Annotated in this window: 14 protein-coding genes; 7 read left to right on the forward strand and 7 right to left on the reverse strand. The window is 62.0% G+C overall.

Features of this window, described 5'->3' with window-relative positions; all coding sequences use genetic code 11:
- Positions 1 to 3: 3 nt before the first annotated feature.
- The 4 genes from GSQ75_RS04115 to GSQ75_RS04135 all read left to right on the forward strand — a co-directional run bounded on the left by GSQ75_RS04115 (position 4) and on the right by GSQ75_RS04135 (position 5,650).
- Positions 4 to 1,734, forward strand: a complete 1,731-nt coding sequence (locus GSQ75_RS04115) for a DUF885 family protein (protein WP_254058426.1) — start codon at positions 4 to 6, stop codon at positions 1,732 to 1,734.
- Positions 1,735 to 1,788: 54 nt separating this feature from the next.
- Positions 1,789 to 3,360 (forward strand): APC family permease, encoded by a 1,572-nt coding sequence (locus GSQ75_RS04120; protein ID WP_158753236.1) that lies wholly within the window; start codon positions 1,789 to 1,791, stop codon positions 3,358 to 3,360.
- A 672-nt stretch (positions 3,361 to 4,032) separates the two neighbouring features.
- Complete coding sequence (locus GSQ75_RS04130; RefSeq protein ID WP_254058427.1) at positions 4,033 to 4,902, forward strand: cytochrome b/b6 domain-containing protein; 870 nt, start codon at positions 4,033 to 4,035, stop codon at positions 4,900 to 4,902.
- A complete protein-coding gene (locus tag GSQ75_RS04135; protein ID WP_158753237.1) occupies positions 4,895 to 5,650 on the forward strand; it encodes a molybdopterin-dependent oxidoreductase in 756 nt (251 codons plus the stop codon). The genes GSQ75_RS04130 and GSQ75_RS04135 overlap by 8 nt, the downstream gene beginning before the upstream one ends.
- Before the next feature lie 42 nt (positions 5,651 to 5,692).
- Here GSQ75_RS04135 and GSQ75_RS04140 read toward each other — a convergent pair whose 3' ends face one another.
- From GSQ75_RS04140 to GSQ75_RS04155, 4 genes are all read right to left on the reverse strand, one after another.
- Positions 5,693 to 6,205 (reverse strand): molybdopterin-dependent oxidoreductase, encoded by a 513-nt coding sequence (locus GSQ75_RS04140; protein WP_158753238.1) that lies wholly within the window; start codon positions 6,203 to 6,205, stop codon positions 5,693 to 5,695.
- A gap of 120 nt (positions 6,206 to 6,325) precedes the next feature.
- Entirely contained in the window at positions 6,326 to 7,630 is a 1,305-nt protein-coding gene (locus GSQ75_RS04145; RefSeq protein ID WP_158753239.1) for a c-type cytochrome, read from the reverse strand.
- Positions 7,627 to 9,903, reverse strand: coding sequence for a molybdopterin cofactor-binding domain-containing protein (locus GSQ75_RS04150; RefSeq protein WP_158753240.1), 2,277 nt, complete (start codon positions 9,901 to 9,903; stop codon positions 7,627 to 7,629). The genes GSQ75_RS04145 and GSQ75_RS04150 overlap by 4 nt, the downstream gene beginning before the upstream one ends.
- On the reverse strand, positions 9,900 to 10,403 hold the full coding sequence (locus GSQ75_RS04155; protein WP_158753241.1) for a (2Fe-2S)-binding protein: 504 nt from the start codon (positions 10,401 to 10,403) through the stop codon (positions 9,900 to 9,902). Before GSQ75_RS04155 ends, GSQ75_RS04150 begins: the two co-directional genes overlap by 4 nt.
- Positions 10,404 to 10,703: 300 nt before the next feature.
- On the opposite strand from GSQ75_RS04155, the gene GSQ75_RS04160 reads away from it, so the two are divergent.
- The 3 genes from GSQ75_RS04160 to GSQ75_RS04170 all read left to right on the forward strand — a co-directional run bounded on the left by GSQ75_RS04160 (position 10,704) and on the right by GSQ75_RS04170 (position 14,794).
- A complete protein-coding gene (locus GSQ75_RS04160; protein ID WP_158753242.1) occupies positions 10,704 to 11,795 on the forward strand; it encodes an XdhC/CoxI family protein in 1,092 nt (363 codons plus the stop codon).
- 38 nt (positions 11,796 to 11,833) lie between these two features.
- Positions 11,834 to 12,421, forward strand: coding sequence for a nucleotidyltransferase family protein (locus GSQ75_RS04165; protein WP_158753243.1), 588 nt, complete (start codon positions 11,834 to 11,836; stop codon positions 12,419 to 12,421).
- Positions 12,422 to 12,496: 75 nt separating this feature from the next.
- A complete protein-coding gene (locus GSQ75_RS04170; RefSeq protein WP_158753244.1) occupies positions 12,497 to 14,794 on the forward strand; it encodes an FdhF/YdeP family oxidoreductase in 2,298 nt (765 codons plus the stop codon).
- A gap of 40 nt (positions 14,795 to 14,834) precedes the next feature.
- Here GSQ75_RS04170 and GSQ75_RS04175 read toward each other — a convergent pair whose 3' ends face one another.
- Genes GSQ75_RS04175 through GSQ75_RS04185 form a run of 3 tightly spaced genes read right to left on the reverse strand, consistent with a single transcriptional unit; the run spans position 14,835 to position 17,559 of the window.
- The gene (locus GSQ75_RS04175) at positions 14,835 to 15,185 is read right to left on the reverse strand and encodes a hypothetical protein (RefSeq protein WP_158753245.1); all 351 of its coding nucleotides are present in this window, start codon (positions 15,183 to 15,185) and stop codon (positions 14,835 to 14,837) included.
- Between the two features lie 23 nt (positions 15,186 to 15,208).
- Positions 15,209 to 16,462 carry a molybdopterin molybdotransferase MoeA gene (locus GSQ75_RS04180; protein ID WP_158753246.1) on the reverse strand — a complete coding sequence of 418 codons (1,254 nt, stop codon included), beginning with the start codon at positions 16,460 to 16,462 and terminating at the stop codon, positions 15,209 to 15,211.
- Between the two features lie 14 nt (positions 16,463 to 16,476).
- Positions 16,477 to 17,559 (reverse strand): HesA/MoeB/ThiF family protein, encoded by a 1,083-nt coding sequence (locus GSQ75_RS04185; protein WP_343160915.1) that lies wholly within the window; start codon positions 17,557 to 17,559, stop codon positions 16,477 to 16,479.
- Positions 17,560 to 17,599: the final 40 nt, after the last annotated feature.

Consider the following 17,599-nt stretch of genomic DNA (forward strand, 5'->3'; position numbering starts at 1 on the left):
AGCATGTTTGCAATGACTCCAGCGCTGGCCGCCCACGGCGCACAAACCCGCGCCGACCAGCGCTTCCATGCCCTTTACACAAGCGAATGGCATTGGCGTCAGGAGCAGCTTGCCGGCGCCGACGACGAAGACAGCAGCGGTAAAGCAGCCGATCACCTGCCCAAGGTGGATGCAGCCACCCAGGCGATGCGCGAAGCCTATTGGGCCAAGGTGTTGCAGACGCTGGCGACGATCCCCAAGGCCCAGCTCACCGGCGAAGACCCGGTCAACTACGCCGTCTACAAGCAGCAGATCGAAGTGCTGCTGAGCGACCAGCAGTTCAAGACCTGGCAGATGCCATTCAACAGCGACTCGGGCTTCTGGAGCGACCTGGGTTTCACCGCCCGCGCCACGTATACCAAACCGCAGGAATATCAGGACTACCTCGGCAAGCTGCGTGACATCCCGCGCTACTTCCACGAGCAAACCGACAATATGCGGCTGGGTCTGGCGCGCGGTTTCAGTCAGCCAAGGATCATTCTGCAGGATCGCACGCAGTCGATCAGCGCGGTTGCCGATGCGCCTGGCGAGAGCAATCTTTTCTACGCCCCGTTCAAGCATATGCCGGCGAGCATCCCCGCCGCCGAGCAGGCCAGGTTGCGCGCCGAAGCGCTGGCGGCGATCAAGGATGAGGTGATCCCCGCTTACGCCAAGCTGCTTACTTTCATGCAGGACGAGTACATCCCCAAGGCGCGTACCGATATCGCCGCCGAAGACCTGCCTGATGGCAAGGCCTACTATCAGGCCCAGATCCGCGAATTCACCACGCTGGACATGAGCCCCGATGCCATCCACCAGCTCGGTCTCGAGCAGATGGCGATCATTCACCAGCAGATGCTGGACACGATCAAGCAGACCGGCTTCAAGGGCAGCTTTGCCGACTTCCTGCATTACCTGCGTACCGATCCTGGCTTCTATGCCAAGACCCCAGAGGAGCTGCTCAAGGACGCGGCCTGGGTCGCCAAGGAAGTCGACGGCAAGGTCGGCGACTATATCGGTCGTCTGCCACGTCGCCGCTTTGCGATCGAGCCGGTACCGGCCGACCTTGCGCCGATCTATACCGGTGGCCGCGGTGGCCCGGGCATCTACCTGGTCAACACCTACAACCTGCCCTCGCGTCCTCTGTATTCGCTGCCGGCGCTGACTCTGCACGAATCCTCCCCCGGCCACGCGCTGCAAATGCCGCTGGCAGCAGAGATGGAGGGTCTGCCGGACTTCCGTCGCTACACCTATATCTCCGCCTACGGCGAAGGCTGGGCGCTGTACTGCGAATATCTTGGCCAGGAAATGGGCATCTACCATACGCCGTATGAGCAGTTCGGTTACCTGAGCTATCAGGCTTGGCGCGCGGCGCGACTGGTGGTGGATACCGGCATCCATCACCTGCACTGGACGCGCCAGCAGGCGCAGGATTACCTGCGCGAAAACACCGCGCTGGCCGATCACGAGATCGAGACCGAGGTGGATCGCTATATCGCGTGGCCGGCGCAGGCGCTGTCCTATTACCTCGGTGAGATGGCCATCCGCGATGACCGCGCCCGTGCCGAGAAAGCACTGGGGTCGAAGTTCGATATCCGCGCCTTCCACGATGCCGTGCTCTCGACCGGCTCGGTGCCGCTGCCGGTGCTGAACGAACGCATCGACCAGTTCATCGCCAACGGTGGCAAGTCACCGTACGCCGATGCTACCCACTGACCTCTCGTCACGCATCAGCTACCAGATACTCCGCCACTGCCGCCGGATCAGCCCATGCCCGCACCGGGAAAGTTTCGCAAACAGCTCAGCCTCATCGACCTGACCTTCATCGGCCTTGGCGCGATCTTCGGATCCGGCTGGCTGTTCTCGGCCAGTCACGTCGCGGCGCTCGCTGGCCCGGCAGGTATCGTGTCCTGGCTGATCGGCGGCGCTGCCGTGCTGTTGCTGGGCCTGGTGTATTGCGAACTGGGGGCGGCACTGCCCCGCGCCGGGGGCGTGGTGCGCTACCCCGAATATTCCCACGGCATGCTGCTGGGCTCCTTGATGGGCTTCATCACGCTGATTGCCTTTTCCAGCCTGATCGCCATCGAGATCGTCGCCTGCCGGCAGTATGCCGCGGCCTGGTTCCCGGCCCTGAGCCAGCCCGGCAGCAGCAACCCGACCGTGCTCGGCTGGCTGGTGCAGCTGGCCCTGCTGACGGTGTTCTTCGCGCTCAATTATTCCAGCGTGAAGACCTTCGCCATGGCCAACAACATCATCAGCGTCTTCAAGTTCATCGTGCCGCTGTTGGTGATCGTGGTGCTGCTGAATCATTTCCATGCGCCGAACATGCAGATCCACGGCTTTGCCCCCTTCGGCTTCAGCGGCGTGGAAGCGGCGGTCTCGGCAGGCGGGATCATCTTCGCCTACCTCGGGCTGACCCCGATCATCGCCGTGGCCAGCGAAGTACGCCATCCACAGCGCACGATTCCGATTGCGCTGATCCTGTCGGTGGCCTTGTCCACCGTCATCTACCTGCTGCTGCAGGTCGCCTTCCTGGGCAGCATTCCCACGCAGTTGCTGGACCACGGCTGGAGCGGCATCGGCGCGATGTTCTCGCTGCCCTACCACGACATCGCGCTGGCACTCGGCCTTGGTTGGCTGGCCTTGCTGGTGGTGTCAGACGCCGTGATCTCGCCCAGTGGCACCGGCAACATTTACATGAACGCCACCCCGCGCGTGATTTACGGCTGGGCACGCAGCGGCTCGTTCTTCCCGCTGTTTGCGCGGATCGACGCGAAGTCGGGCATTCCCCGTCCGGCGCTGTGGCTGACCTTTGCGCTGTCGATCTTCTGGACGCTGCCCTTTCCTTCCTGGGAAGCGCTGATCCGGGTGGTATCGGCGGCGCTGGTGCTCAGCTATGCGGTTGCACCGATCACCGTGGCCGCCCTGCGCCGCAACGCCCCCGAATTGCCACGTCCGTTCTTTCTGCGTGGCTTTGCAGTACTGGGGCCAGCCTCGTTTGCGGTGGCCGCGCTGATCGTCTACTGGTCCGACTGGGACACCGTGTCGTGGCTGCTGGGTCTGCAGATCGGCATTTTCGCCATCTATGTGCTTTGGAAACGGGGCACGGGCAACGACCGCCTGAAACTGCGGCAGGACGTGTACTCTTCCCTGTGGCTGATCGGCTTCTATGCGCTGATCATGCTGGTGTCGTGCCTGGGGACATTCGGAGGCCGCGGCATCATCAGTCAACCCTGGGATTCGCTGCTGGTTATCGCCGTCGCCCTGGCCGTCTATTACTGGGGTGCGCGTACCGGCGTACCGGCATCCCGACTCGCCCTGGGCTCGGCCGATGAGGACTGAGACAGCACACCACGTCGGCCGGATACGCGAAAACTCCCCCGGCCTGTTGTTCCAGGCCTCCGCAGGCCTGCTATTTGCCGTCGCAAGCGTTTGACTGTGGATCGACGCCGCTTCCTGCAAGGCGTAGCCACCACCGGTGCCGTCGCTGCCAGCCTCGGCATGCCTTGATCACCACGCCGAAATTGCACCGGCACTCCGGTAATCGGTACGCAGCATGCAGAGTAATCACACCAACGCAACGCCATGCTATGGACTAAGGTCTGTTGGGGCCTTGCGGGAAAAGTGATTTGCCGCGCAAAGGGCCCCCGAAAGTACCAAGATTGCGAAATTAAGGATGATCCACCCGAGCCGGCCAAGCACCAGCCTGCGGGGGGCTGGCACCTGTTCCCCGACGGATTCTGAGAGCCTCCTGCGTAGCGTCACCCACGATCTGCGATGCCTGACTGCCACCAGGATCGCGCAAGCCGTCGCCGGAGCCTCAAGTAACCTCACGCAGCATGGCAGCGAAGTAAGGCAGGATAGGATCGATTTGGGTCGTGAAACATCCACTACTGTCGCTGCCATATTAGGTTGCTCGGTTCACCATGTTTTGCCGGGGTGCTCAACGTGAATACGGAAAGTGTTGCTGTTGCCGAGATGGACACGCCAATACATGTGTTGCCGGAGCCTTCCATGCGGCTTGTCTATCGGCATACATTGCCGATCCGGATCATGCACTGGATCAATGTCATCGCACTGTCGCTGATGCTGTTCAGCGGTTTGCAGATATTCAATGCGCATCCAAGCCTTTACTGGGGCAACCGATCCGACAAGGGCAAGGAGCTCCTGACCTTGGGCGCCCATCGGGATTCGGCAGGAAACCTTGTCGGTACCACCCGGATTGGCGGCCACGAATTCACTACAACCGGGGTTCTGGGCGTATCCAAGGGCAGTGATGGCACGCCCGAAGTACGCGGTTTTCCATCCTGGCTCACCGTGCCAGGCCCCGGCTGGCTGGCAATGGGAAGGCGCTGGCACTTCTTTTTTGCCTGGGTGTTCGTACTCAACGGGCTTTGCTATGTTGGTTACTCTCTCGCCCGACGGCACCTGCAGCGCGACCTGTGGCCTACGCGTGGCGACTGGCGCGGTATCGGCCATTCGATTCTCGAGCACATTCGCTTCAGGCATCCGCATGGCGAAGAGGCGCTGCGCTACAACATCCTGCAACGACTTGCCTACCTGACCGTGATCTTCGTGTTCGGTGTAGGTATCGTGCTGATGGGCCTGGCAATGTCGCCGCGCATGGATGCGGTGCTCTCACCCTTGGTCGAGGCCGTTGGCGGCCGGCAGTCGGCGCGGACCATCCATTTCATCATCGCCTGGGCCTTCGTGGCCTTCGTGCTGATCCATGTGTTCGAGGTGCTTATCAGCGGCGTATTCAATCAGCTGCGCGGCATGATCACCGGCTATTACAAAGTCGATACAGATGGGGCTGATCCTGGCGGGACCGATGCTGCCAAACCCGACGAGACGATCTCTGCCGAGGAGTGTTCCCATGACTGACCGCCGATCGTTCCTGCGCATGGCCATCATGAGCACGGCCAGCCTGATCGTTGCCGGCTGCGATCGCATTTCGCAAAACAGTTGGGGCCCGAAGGTGCTGGACAAGGCCGAAGGGCTGAACCGCCGAGTGCAGGCTTTGTTGGCACCCTCCAGCGCCATGGCGAAGGAATACACCGAGGCCGATATCTCCTCGGTATTTCATCCCAACGGCACCACGATGCCCGGCACGCCGGCGTACCAGGCACTGCTGGCGAACCAGTTCCGCGACTACAAGCTGCAGGTGGACGGCATGGTCAGCCGACCCGCCCTGCTGTCAATCGACGACCTGAAGAAAATCGACACGCGCACGCAGATCACCCGGCACGATTGCGTAGAGGGCTGGAGCGCTATCGGCAAGTGGCAAGGCACTCTGCTCTCCGCCGTACTCGATCATGTCGGGGTCGATCCGCAGGCGCGCTTCGTCGTTTTCCACTGCTTCGATGACATGGATGTGAACACGCCTTACTACGAGAGCGTGGACATCGGCGAGGCGAGACACCCACAAACGCTGCTGGCCTTTGCCTTGAACGACAAACCGTTGCCAGTACCAAACGGTGCGCCCTTGCGCTTGCGCGTGGGTCGGCAACTTGGCTACAAGCAGGCGAAATACCTGAGCCGCATCGAGGTAGTCAAATCCTTCAACGCGATCGGTGGCGGCAAGGGTGGCTACTGGGAAGACCAGGGCTACGAGTGGTACGCGGGCATCTGATCGGGCTGTGCTACACAGCGCGAGCCGCATGCCAACGCGTGCCTATTTGTCGGGAGTGGCGTCGCCGTGCAATGACGAATGGCCTGGCGCGGAGCCATCGACCACCTCGATGGTCTCCACTTCACGTACCCATCGGGCCGGCCGCTTGTCCGCTGCCACGACAAGCCGCAAGGGACCATCCTTGCCTGACAGCAGGTGGCCATCCTGCCGGTCGACCACGAGTACGTTGCGGTCGCCGAAGGCCGCATCCAGCTCGGCCAGACTGAAAACCACCTGGTAGCCATCGGCGGCAGTGACGCGAACGAACTTGGCCATTTCGCGCCCACGCAACTGCTTGTCCAGCGGTGCGCCCGCGCGCCGCAGAAGCTCGACCAGTGCCACGCCTTCCCAAAGGCTCGGCTTCTCGTCATGCGCACCGGCCGTGATGCTGCTGCGGGGAAGACTCGCCAGATCGCTTTCGTTGAACGTGCGGGTTTCCTTGCCAGCCACCCGAACCTGGACATATCCAGTGTTCGATGTGCCTGAGGGTAGCTCCGCTCCCCTGACGGGAAGCATGAGAGTCGACGCCAGGCATGCACAGACAACGAACTTCATCATGAAGGTCTTCACAACGCGCCTGCCCTGATGCTTCATGCCGCCTCCTGATTCGATCGACGCCAAAACGGCATACGCAATTTAGAGTTTACGGCTTTGCGCGACAGTGTCGGGCGTGACCGTTCCCTGCTTATTGCCGAAGTGCGCGATGACATAGTTCGCCAGAGCTGCTATCTCCGTGTCCGAGTATGCGCGACCGAATGCAGGCATGAAGACATCGTGCCCATCGAGGCGCATCCTGGAACCATGCAAAATGACCTGGGTGACATTGGCAGCGCTGATGTCATTCACGCCACGCGTACCTAGCAATGAGGCGTACGGTGTCTCCTGGCCTTGGCCGTTCCATTGGTGGCAGCTTGCGCAGGCGCTTTCGAAGAGTTTTAGCCCAGCACTGTCTGCGTCTGCGCTGTCTCCGCCTGGGGCTGTGTCACTGGAGGCCAACGCGGGTGCCGCTTTCGCATCGATCGTGATCGGGTCCTTCCCTCCCCGTGCAGGAACGCTGCGCAGATAGGTCACCAGGGCTGCCGTGTCTTCGGGCTTCAGGTACTGAAGGCTGTTATCAACAGCCTCGCCCATCGGTCCGGCGGCGGAGCCACGCCCATCCGCGTGTCCGGTGGACAGATAGCTGGCGATCTCGCCATCACTCCATGCACCTATGCCGTGCGCCGTATCCGAGGTGATGTTGTAGGCGCGCCAGCCCTGTAATACCTCACCAGCCAGTTCGTTACCGTGCTCCAGCCCGAAGCCCACATTGCGCGGCGTGTGGCATTCCGCGCAATGCCCCAGCGCGCCAGCAAGATAGGCGCCGCTGTTCCATTGGGGGGATTTCGATGCATCGGCGACGAAGCGCTGGCTCTTGAAGAACGCCGCATTCCAGAAGCCCATCGCCCAGCGCTGGTTGAAGGGAAAACCGAGAGCATTGGGCTGGTCAGGCTGCGAAATCTTCGGCAGGCTGAAGAGATAGGCCTTGATCGCGAGGACATCGCTGCGGCTCAACTGAGTGTACGAGGTATAGGGGAATGCCGGGTAAAGCCGCTTGCCATCCTTGCGTACGCCTTCGCGTACCGCGCGAACGAAATCACTATCGCTCCAGTTACCGATGCCGGTTTGCATATCGGCCGTGATGTTCGACGAATAAATCGTGCCGAAAGGCAGGCGGAATGCGACGCCACCGGCAAACGGCTTGCCCGAACCAGGCGCGGTGTGACAGGCGGTGCAGTCAGCCGCCTTGGCGAGATATTCGCCGCGCGCGAGTACATCGGCGGTGGCGGGAGCACCGGCAATGGCTGGTGCGGTGCCATCGGAGCTGTCGGTGCGATTCAGTGCGAAATACGCCACGCTGCCGAGAATCAGCACGAAGGCCACGATGATGAGGAAGCGTTTCACGCGTCATCCCTCCCCTGGCTGGCGACTGTTGCAGATACCACGCTCTTGAGTGCGTTGGCGTTCTGCACGAGAAGATCTCGGTCCACTGGAAGCTTGTAGAGACGCACGCCTGTCGCGGCAAAGATCGCATTAGCCAGGGCCGGCGCCGCGATCGCGGTACCGACTTCGCCCAGGCCACCGGGTGCCTCGTTATTTTCGATGCGATGGACTTCAATCAACGGAGTCTCGTTGATGCGCAGGTTTCGATAGTCGTTGAAATTGCCCTGCTCGATCGCGCCATCCTTGATCGTGATCTCGCTATAGAGCGCCGCGCTGAGCCCAAACAGAAGTCCACCCTGGATCTGTGCCTCGATGGAGCTGGGATTGACCGCAATGCCGCAATCCAGGGTCACGACGGCACGGCGCAGCCGGATTTCGCCTTGCGCGGTGACTTCGGTTTCGACGATGGCGCAAACCCGGCTGCCGAAGGGTTCGCCCAGCGCGATGCCCCGCCCTACCCGCGCGGGCAACGGCTGACCGCCCCATCCGATTTTCTCCGCGGCAAGATTGAGCAAGGCCAGTGAGCGCGGGTTCTTCTGCAACAAGGCACGTCGGTATTCCAGCGGGTCCTTTCCGGCGTGATGTGCGAGCTCGTCCATGAAGCTTTCGACGACGAACAGGTTATGCGTCGATCCCACGCCCCGCCACCAGCCGACGATCAGCCCCGGAGGCATGTCGTGGCGGATCCATTCGACTTTGAGGTTCGGGATTTCGTAAGGCACTTCCACGACGCATTCCACTGCATCGCTGTCGAGGCCATCCTTGCCCATGGCCATCGGCGCCCAGCGCCCCAGTACGGTGCCACCGCTGGTGCGATAGCCATACCAGGCCGGTCGGCCATTCGCATCGAGCACAGCCGAAATGCGGTCGTGGTACATCGGTCGCACACGGTCGTGGCGGATGTCTTCCTCACGCGTCCAGACAACCTTGAGCGGATACGACACCTGCTTGGCCAGGGCCAGAGCCTGCTCGACCGAATCCGTTTCAAGGCGTCGCCCGAAGCCACCGCCGAGATACTGGTTGTGCACGATGATCTTGTCTTTAGACAGGCCAGTGATCTTTGCCGCCGCGTCGAGAACACGCGCAGGCACCTGGGTGCCCAGCCAGATTTCGCACTTGTCTGAAGTCACGAAGACGGTGGCGTTGAGCGGCTCCATGGTGGCGTGGGCGAGCATGGGCAGTTGATAGACCGACTCGACTGCTTTCCCATCGGCCGGTCGGCTACCGACCTCGCGCGCAACGATCGACTTGCCGTTAAGCGCACTCTCCGCGAGTGCGTCGCGAAGTTGCTGGGTGGTGAGGTTGGCGTTCTCGCCGCGGTCCCACGTGATACCCAGTGCCTCGAGTCCCTGCTTCGCGGCCCAGAAATGTTCGCCGACCACGGCGACCGCATCGCCGATGCGGATCACGTCGACAACGCCCGGCAGTGCGCGTGCGGCCTTGTCGTCGACCGAAGCGAGCTTGCCGTCAAAGGTAGGGCATGCCTTGACGACGGCGATCTTCATGCCAGGCACACGCACGTCCAGACCGAACTGGGTGGCACCCTTGACCTTGTCGGCGGAGTCCACGCGCCGCAGCGGTTTGCCGATCAGCTGGAAATCCTTCGGATCCTTCAGCTGCACCTTGTCCGGCATCGGCAGCTGGCCTGCCGCCGAGGCCACCGCGCCGAAGCCAACGCTGCGGCCCGATGGGGTGTGGTGAACCATGCCCCGGTCCACCGTGCATGTCGACGGGTCGACATGCCACTGTGCCGCTGCGGCAGCCACCAGCAATGTCCGCGCTACGGCGCCGGCTTCGCGCAGCACCTGCCAGGTGCCGCGCGTGCTAGTGGAGCCGCCGGTAATCTGGCCGCCCAGGAGCGGCATGCCGTACAAGTCATCGCTGGGCGGCGAATGCTCGACGGTGATCTGATCCATGCCGACGCCCAGCTCCTCGGCAAGCAACATGCTTGAACCGGTATAGATCGCCTGCCCCATTTCCACCGTCGGCATGACCAGCCGCACGGTGCCGTCGATGCCAATGCGGATGAAGGCATTCGGCGCGAAGGCCGGGTTGCCGTCCGCCAGGGCGGCGGCGGCATCGCCCGGTTGCTTACGCGCATTGATGGCGGCGGATGCTATGCCGCTGCCGCCCAGCCATAGAAAGGCGATTGCCAGACCACCCGACTGGATGGCGTGCCGGCGATTCAGGTCGATCTGTTCAGCTGTTTGAGGCTTACCTGTTTTCGGCTTCATGACGCGGCCCCCTCAGGTGAGGTGACGATCGTCTGCAGGATTTCGAGCTTGCCCGTCGCCGCCTGCTTGATGGCTGCCCGGATACGCACGTAAGTACCACAACGGCAGATGTTGCCGGACATGGCCGCGTCGATGTCTGCATCGCTGGGATTCGGTGACCGTTTGAGCAGGGCCGCCGCCGACATGATCTGCCCCGACTGGCAGTAACCGCACTGCACGACATCTACATCCAGCCACGCCTGTTGGATCTTCTGCCCACTCGGCGTATCGCCGATGGCTTCGATGGTGGTGATGGCCTTGCTGCCAATCGACCCTACGGGAAGCACGCATGAACGGACCGGCTGGCCATCCAGGTGCACCGTGCAGGCTCCGCATTGAGCGATACCGCATCCAAACTTGGTACCGGTCATCCCTATGACGTCCCGCAAAACCCAAAGCAGAGGCATGTCAGCGGGAACATCGACCGAATGCGACTCGCCGTTAACAGACAAGGACAACATAGGTACCTCCACTCAGCGTAGAGAATCCGGGAAAACGATACTTGGCAGCTTGGCAACAAAGACCGCAAACCATCGAGCCACTTTGGCGCCCATCCCAAAGCCCGTCCCCATAATATGCGCCCTTGAATCGCCATTTCAGCAGCACATCCGTAAAAGTACCGTATACCCAAAGGCACCAGCACGCGATACCCGAATGAGGGCATCCATGAACAAATGTAGCGCTAGACTGAAACCTTGATTTGAAAGGTCTTGTGTTTCGCCCACTGCTGTTCCCCAATCCATAGCTGGATGACATGACTGATGAATTCGGCGCACGAGCTGAACACGCTGATTGAGGCATTGCGCACCCTGCGCGGCGAAACATCACCGAAGGCTGCACTGGCAACACTGACCCGCACCCGCGGCTCCACCTTTCGCCGCCCCGGCACGCGCATGCTCGTGCTGGGCGATGGGCATGTGGTCTGCGAACTCTCCGGGGGATGCCCGCAACGTGACATCGTGGCGCGCGCGCACGAAGTCATCGCCAGTGCCCTTCCCCGCCTGGTTTGTTACAACGCGGATTCAGGCCTCGATGTATTGATGGAGATGGGCTGTGGTGGCGAGCTTGAGGTATTGATCGAGCCGCTGGTGGCAGCGCATGCCACGGACTTTGTTGATGCGATAGCCCAATGTCTCGATGAACGGCGTTGTGCCCACATGGCCACGTTGTTCGCCGTCGATGGGATGGTGGTGATGCCACAGCGGGTATTGTGGGACGAACACGACGTGTTGCACGACGATATCGCTGCCCCCGCGTTGACTCGGTCCATCGTCGACGCCACCGCGTTTGAAGCAGGGAGACGTCCCATCACCCTGCGCCTGCCATCTGCGCGAGGCCTGGTCGATGTTCTGGTGGAACCCATTGTCCCGCCTCACGCGCTGGTCGTGATCGGCAGCAGTGCCGCCGCGCGTGCGTTGTTGCCGCTGGCCAAGGCCTTGGGCTGGCAGACCACCTTGGTCGATCACGACCCGGTGCGCCTGCAGGCAACACATCTGCCGGCTGGATTGCATGCGGTTTGTGCAACGCCTGCCAGCTTGCGCGGTGCCCTACCGCTCGATGCGCAGAGCTCAGTCGTGGTGATGACGCACAATCTTGAACAGGATATCGCCTATCTGGGAGCACTACGCGACGCAAGCGTGGCTTATATCGGTGCGCTCGGATCACGTGAACGCGTTGCACGCATGCGCAACAACGCTGGGCTTGCCGGCCTGCACGTTCATGCTCCCGCGGGCCTGGATATCGGTTCGGAAACACCCGAAGAAATCGCCCTGGCCATCGCCGCTGAAATCATGGCTGTGATTAACACCCGCAGCGGTGGTCCACTGCGTGACAACGAAGGCGCCATCCATTGACGATCGTGCCCCTCCAAAACCCGACCTCGCCGGTCATCGTGCTGCTGGCGGCAGGTGAAGGCCGGCGTTATGGCGGCATCAAGCAATTGGCCGAGATCGACGGTCAACCGATGGTGCGCCGCGTCGCGTGTGCCGCGTTGGAGCACGGCGTACCGGTCATCATGGTGACTGGTGCCAATGCCGAACGGGTCGAGGCGGTGCTTGACGACTTGCCGCTCCAGATCATTCGCCACGCTGGCTGGCAAGACGGCATGGGTAGCTCGCTCGCTGCTGGCATTCGTGGCGTGGATGCGTCCTTTCCACAAGCTTCTGCGGCACTCCTGTGCCTGGCCGATCAGCCGCTCTTGGGCAAGGTGCTTGTCCAGCAACTGCTCCAGCGACATGCAGAGGCGCCTGAACGTGTACTCGTCACCGAGCAGGACGGTATATCTGGTCCACCGGTGTTGTTTCCGCGCGACTGCTTTGCAGCATTGACGGCGTTGTCGGGTCCGCACGGCGCATATGCATTGATTGAGCGGGAAGCTGCACGCGTAGAGCGATTTGCTTCGAGCAACGGTATCGACGTCGATACACCGCAAGATCTTCAGCACGTACGTGACTGGCTGGCAACCGATAGTTCTCGTTAGTACTTAATCGGCAATCACATCATCTAAATCGTCAGCGTAATATCTTCGACCAAGTCGGTCAGCGTGGTTACGGTCATGAGCGAGAAAAAGGTTCCAGGAGTCAGCGACTATCACGATCCCGCAGGCGGATGGGGCGCGCTAGGAGCAGTAGCACGTGCTGTGCGGCAGCAGATGGCGCCAATACGCGAAATGGAAGCGCTGCGCCGCATGAACCAGCCCAACGGCTTCGACTGCCCCGGTTGCGCATGGCCCGATCCGAAACATACCTCCTCGTTCGAATTCTGCGAAAACGGCGCCAAGGCGGTAACCTGGGAGGCCACCTCCAAGCGCACCACGCCCGAGTTCTTTGCCCAGCACACGGTCAGCGAGCTTTGGACCTGGCACGACCACGCACTCGAAAACGAAGGCCGACTGACTCATCCGATGGCCTACGACAAAGCTACTGACAGCTATGTCGTGGTGAGCTGGGACGAAGCCATGCAACGCATCGGTGCGGGTCTGCGTGCCCTGCCCGATCCGAATATGGCGGAGTTCTACACCTCGGGCCGTGCCTCGAACGAAGCCGCGTTCTTGTACCAGCTGTTCGCACGGGAGTACGGCACCAACAACTTTCCCGACTGCTCGAACATGTGCCATGAAGCGACCAGCGTCGGCCTGCCCGAATCCATCGGCGTCGGCAAGGGCACGGTGACGCTGGAGGATTTCGACCACTGCGATGCGCTGTTCTCGTTCGGCCACAATCCAGGCACCAACCATCCGCGCATGCTCTCCACGTTGCGCGAGATATCGCTGCGCGGCAAGCCGATCATCGTGTTCAACCCTCTGCCCGAACGCGGCCTGGAACGCTTCATGGCGCCGCAAAGTCCGGCAGAGATGCTCTCTGGAAAATCCACGCCGATTGCCTCGACGTATTACAGGGTAAAGGTCGGCGGCGACGTTGCCGCGCTCAAGGGCATGATGAAATATCTGCTCGATACCGATACAGCCGAACGCGCCGCCGGCCGCCCCGGTACGATCGACCACGATTTCATTGCCGCCAACGCCACCGGCTTCGAGGCACTCGTCGCGGATCTGCAAGCCACCACGTGGGAGGCGATCGAACGAAAATCCGGCCTCTCCCGTGCCGACCTCGAGGCTGCCGCCGCGGTGTATGCGAACGCCGAGCGCGTGATCGTCTGCTACGGCATGGGCATCACCCAGCACAACCACGGTACCGAGAACGTGCAGCAGATTGCCAACCTGTTGCTGATGCGCGGCAATATCGGGCGCGAAGGCGCGGGTATCTGTCCGGTGCGCGGACATTCCAACGTCCAGGGCGACCGCACGGTCGGCATCACGGAAAAACCGAACAAGGCGCTGAACGAAGGTATCCGAAAACGCTTCGGCTTCGACCCTCCGACTGCACACGGCCACGATGCAGTGGAGGCAGTGAAGGCGATCCGCGATGGGCGCTCACATGCGCTGATCTGTCTCGGCGGAAATCTGGCGGTAGCCATGTCCGATCCCGAAGTCACGTTCGCCGCCATGGCCAAGCTCGACCTGGTGGTGCATATCGCGACCAAACTCAACCGTTCGCATCTGATCATGGCACGCGAATCGATCCTGCTGCCCTGCCTTGGCCGCACCGAACTGGACATGCAGGCAGGCGGCCCGCAGTCGGTCACGGTGGAAGACTCCATGTCGATGGTGCACGCCTCTGCCGGTCGGCTGAAACCAGCCAGTCCACTGCTGAAATCCGAGCCTGCCATCGTCGCTGCGATGGCCAAGGCGACGCTGCCCGACTCCAAGGTGGACTGGAACGCCATGGTTGCGGATTACGACCACATTCGCGATGCGATCGAGGCTGTGTTCCCGATCTTCGAGCGTTTCAACGATCGGGTGCGCGAACCGGGCGGCTTCCGCCTGTACATCGCCGCATCCGAGGGTGTGTGGGACACACCCGATCAACGCGCGCACTTCCTGCTTGCCAAGGGTCTGGACGAGGATGTGCAAGGTCCCGAGGACACGCTCACCCTTGCCACCTTGCGCTCGCACGACCAGTACAACACCACCATTTACGGCATGGACGACCGTTACCGCGGCATCACCGGGCGGCGCGACGTCATCTTCATCCACCCGGACGATCTTGCCGCCCGCGGGCTGCAGCATGGCGACTGCATCGATGTCGAAGCCGTAGGCAAACCAGGCTCCGCACCACGCGTCGTTCGCGGTTATACCGCCGTGGCCTATCCCATCGCCGAGGGTTCGGTCGCGATGTATTACCCGGAGGGCAATGCGCTGGTTGCGCTCGATAACTACGATGCCCGCTCGGGGACGCCATCCTACAAATCGGTGCCCGTGCGGATTCTGGCGGCGCAGCCGGTCACGCCTTGATGAGTCTGGCCATGATGCGCCTGGTAGGTAAAACTACCCGTCAGGACTTCGCCCCGTACCGCCGACGCACGCTGTCGCGAACATCCACATCGAACAGCAACTCCAACGCGTCGACGCCCTGCTCGCATGGCAACAGGTAACGCAGTCCTTCGCGCGTTGGCAGACGCGCCGCATGCTCGCGAACCGCGGCTTCGGGTAGTCCGATCTGCCAGGCATCGGTATAACCGGTGAGCACAGGTTCGCCCTCGTGCTGCAATCGCAGCGTGAAGTGCATCATGAAAGCCTTGGCGAATTGCGTATGCCCTGCAACGACGTTGCCGGCCAGCAGCTGCGCCAGCTCGTCTTCGTCAATGCGGATCCGCAAATGCTGGGCTTCGATCTGCAGTTTCATGTGCAAACGCTCCGTAGTCTGGCTCAGGGTGGTGCGCGATCGATACGTGGCGATTCGCCATGCATCAGGCTTGCGATCTCCACGATCGAGCCTTCATTGCAGACCCCGGCATTTTCAGGCAACACCACCCAGGCGCCGCTTTCCGCATAGGGATAGATGCGAAATGGTTGCTGCTGCGGCAGTACACGGGTGTGAAGCCGGCCATCGTCAGCCAGATGCAAGGTGGCGCGCAGGAAATGGCGCAGGCCAGGCTTGGGGTGTTGTGAGGTGTCCAGTACGGCATGTAGTACTGGCTCCGTGCCCTGCCCCGCCATCGTGCGCAGCACAGGCGCAACAAAGAAGCGCATGGCTGCCGCGACTGCCATCGGCGTGCCGGGCAATGCCAGCAACAGGGGGCCATGCACCAGCCGTGCGCATAACAGCGGCTTGCCGGGGCGAATCGCCACGCCGTGGAACAACAGTTCAGCTCCCAGGCCACGAAGTGCTTCGGGTACGAAGTCATACCGCCCCATCGATACGGCGCCGGTGCTGAGTACCAGATCCACGCCGGTATCGACTGCCCGCGCGAGGGCGTCGGCATAGGTCACTGCGGTATCGTCCACGGTCACGCACGAGTGCACGTGCGCCCCGGCCTCGCCCAGCGCCGCAGCAAGGTATGGACCATTGGAATTGTGAATGCACTCGGCGAGCAGCGGCTGCGAACGGTCAGCTTGCAGTTCCTTGCCGGTGCAGATGATCGCAACGCGCGGGCGACGCACAACATCGATCGATCCGATGCCCAGCGCCGCCAGCAGCATCACATGCGCGGCGTCGATGCGTATGCCAGGGCGGAGGGCTTCGCTTCCCATCGCCACATCGGAGCCGGCATGGCGAACGTTTTGTCCGGCGTCGAGTGACTGCAACAGACGGATGCGTGCCGGCGTGCCATCGGCGTGCGTGGCCAGAAGCTGCGTGTCTTCCACGGCGACTACGCTGTTAAGGCCCTCGGGCAGTCGCGCGCCGGTCATGATCTCGCAGGCATCACCGGTGGCTGCACAGGCACGATCACCGGCAGCCTGCGAACCATGCACCGCATGTTCGGAACCGGGTGCCAGCGGTTCACGCACCTGCAAGGCATACCCATCCATGGCCGCATGGTCGAACGTTGGCAATGCCAACGGACTGTGGATTACGGCGGCGGTAACCCGTCCCAACGCCTGCTCCAGTGGACAGCTTTCGGGCGGCAATCGCAAAGCTTGTGCGAGCACGCGTTGCAGGGCATCTGTGTACTCGATCATGGGCATGTCGTGGATCAACCGACAAAGCGATCGTGCGGCGTTGCCAGGGCAGCCATACCACCAGCCAGCGAATGGATGTTGAGCATGCCCTGCCCGCGCAACATGCGTGCGGCTACACCACTGCGACGGCCGGACGCACAAATCAGCAACATCGGTCCCTTGACCAGCTCGGTGGCACGTTCGCCAATCAACGCAGAAGGTATCCATTGCGATGGTGCATGCAGGGGTTGTGCAGCGATCTCCTTGGCTTCGCGCAGGTCGACCAGCGTGTAACCGGCCGCGATGGCAGCATCGAGATCGCCAAACACGATATCGACATCGTGCGTGGCCTGCGCCGTAGCCAGACCACGGCGCGCCGCCTCGATGCAACCGTCATGCAAGATGCACCCCTGGGCAGCATCAATGGGCAAGCGCTGGCTGGTGCCATCGAGCAGATTGATAAGCAGTAAGGCATGGTCGGCCTGGCGTGGCAGGTCGAGCAATAATTTCAGTGCCTCGATGGCCTGCATGCTGCCAAGTACCCCCGGCACCGGGCCGAGCACGCCGGACTCGATGCAACTGCCGGCTACGCCGGCGGCCGGTTCCTGTGGCCAGAGGCAACGCAGGCACGGATCCCCCGGCTTGGCCGTGACCACCTGCAACTGGCCTTCATACTGATAGACGCTGGCGAGGATAAGCGGGGTGCCGGTAAGGATCGTTGCATCATTGCTGAGATAGCGGCTGCCCAGATCATCGGTGCATTCCACCACCAGGTCGTATTGCTCGAACACGTCGACGATGTTCCCGGCGTGCAAGGGGTCCGCATAGGTCCGTACGGTCACGGTGGGATTGAGCGCAGCGATACGCCGTGCGGCCAGATCCACCTTGGGTTCACCAATGTCACGCGCGTCGTAAAGCGTCTGTCGGTGCAGGTTGCTCGCATCGAGGCGATCGCCGTCGACGATGCCCAGCGTTCCAACACCTGCCCCGGCGAGATAAGTCAGCACCGGGCAGCCGAGACCGCCGGCGCCGATTACCAGCACGCATGCTGCGGCCAGCTTCGCCTGCCCCACTTCACCGACTTCGCGCAGGCGTGTCTGGCGCGAATAGTCCGGCACGAATGCTGCGGCTGGTTCGTGCGCGTGATCATGCCCATGC

Source organism: Dyella sp. S184 (assembly GCF_009766065.1).
Classification (GTDB): domain Bacteria; phylum Pseudomonadota; class Gammaproteobacteria; order Xanthomonadales; family Rhodanobacteraceae; genus Rhodanobacter.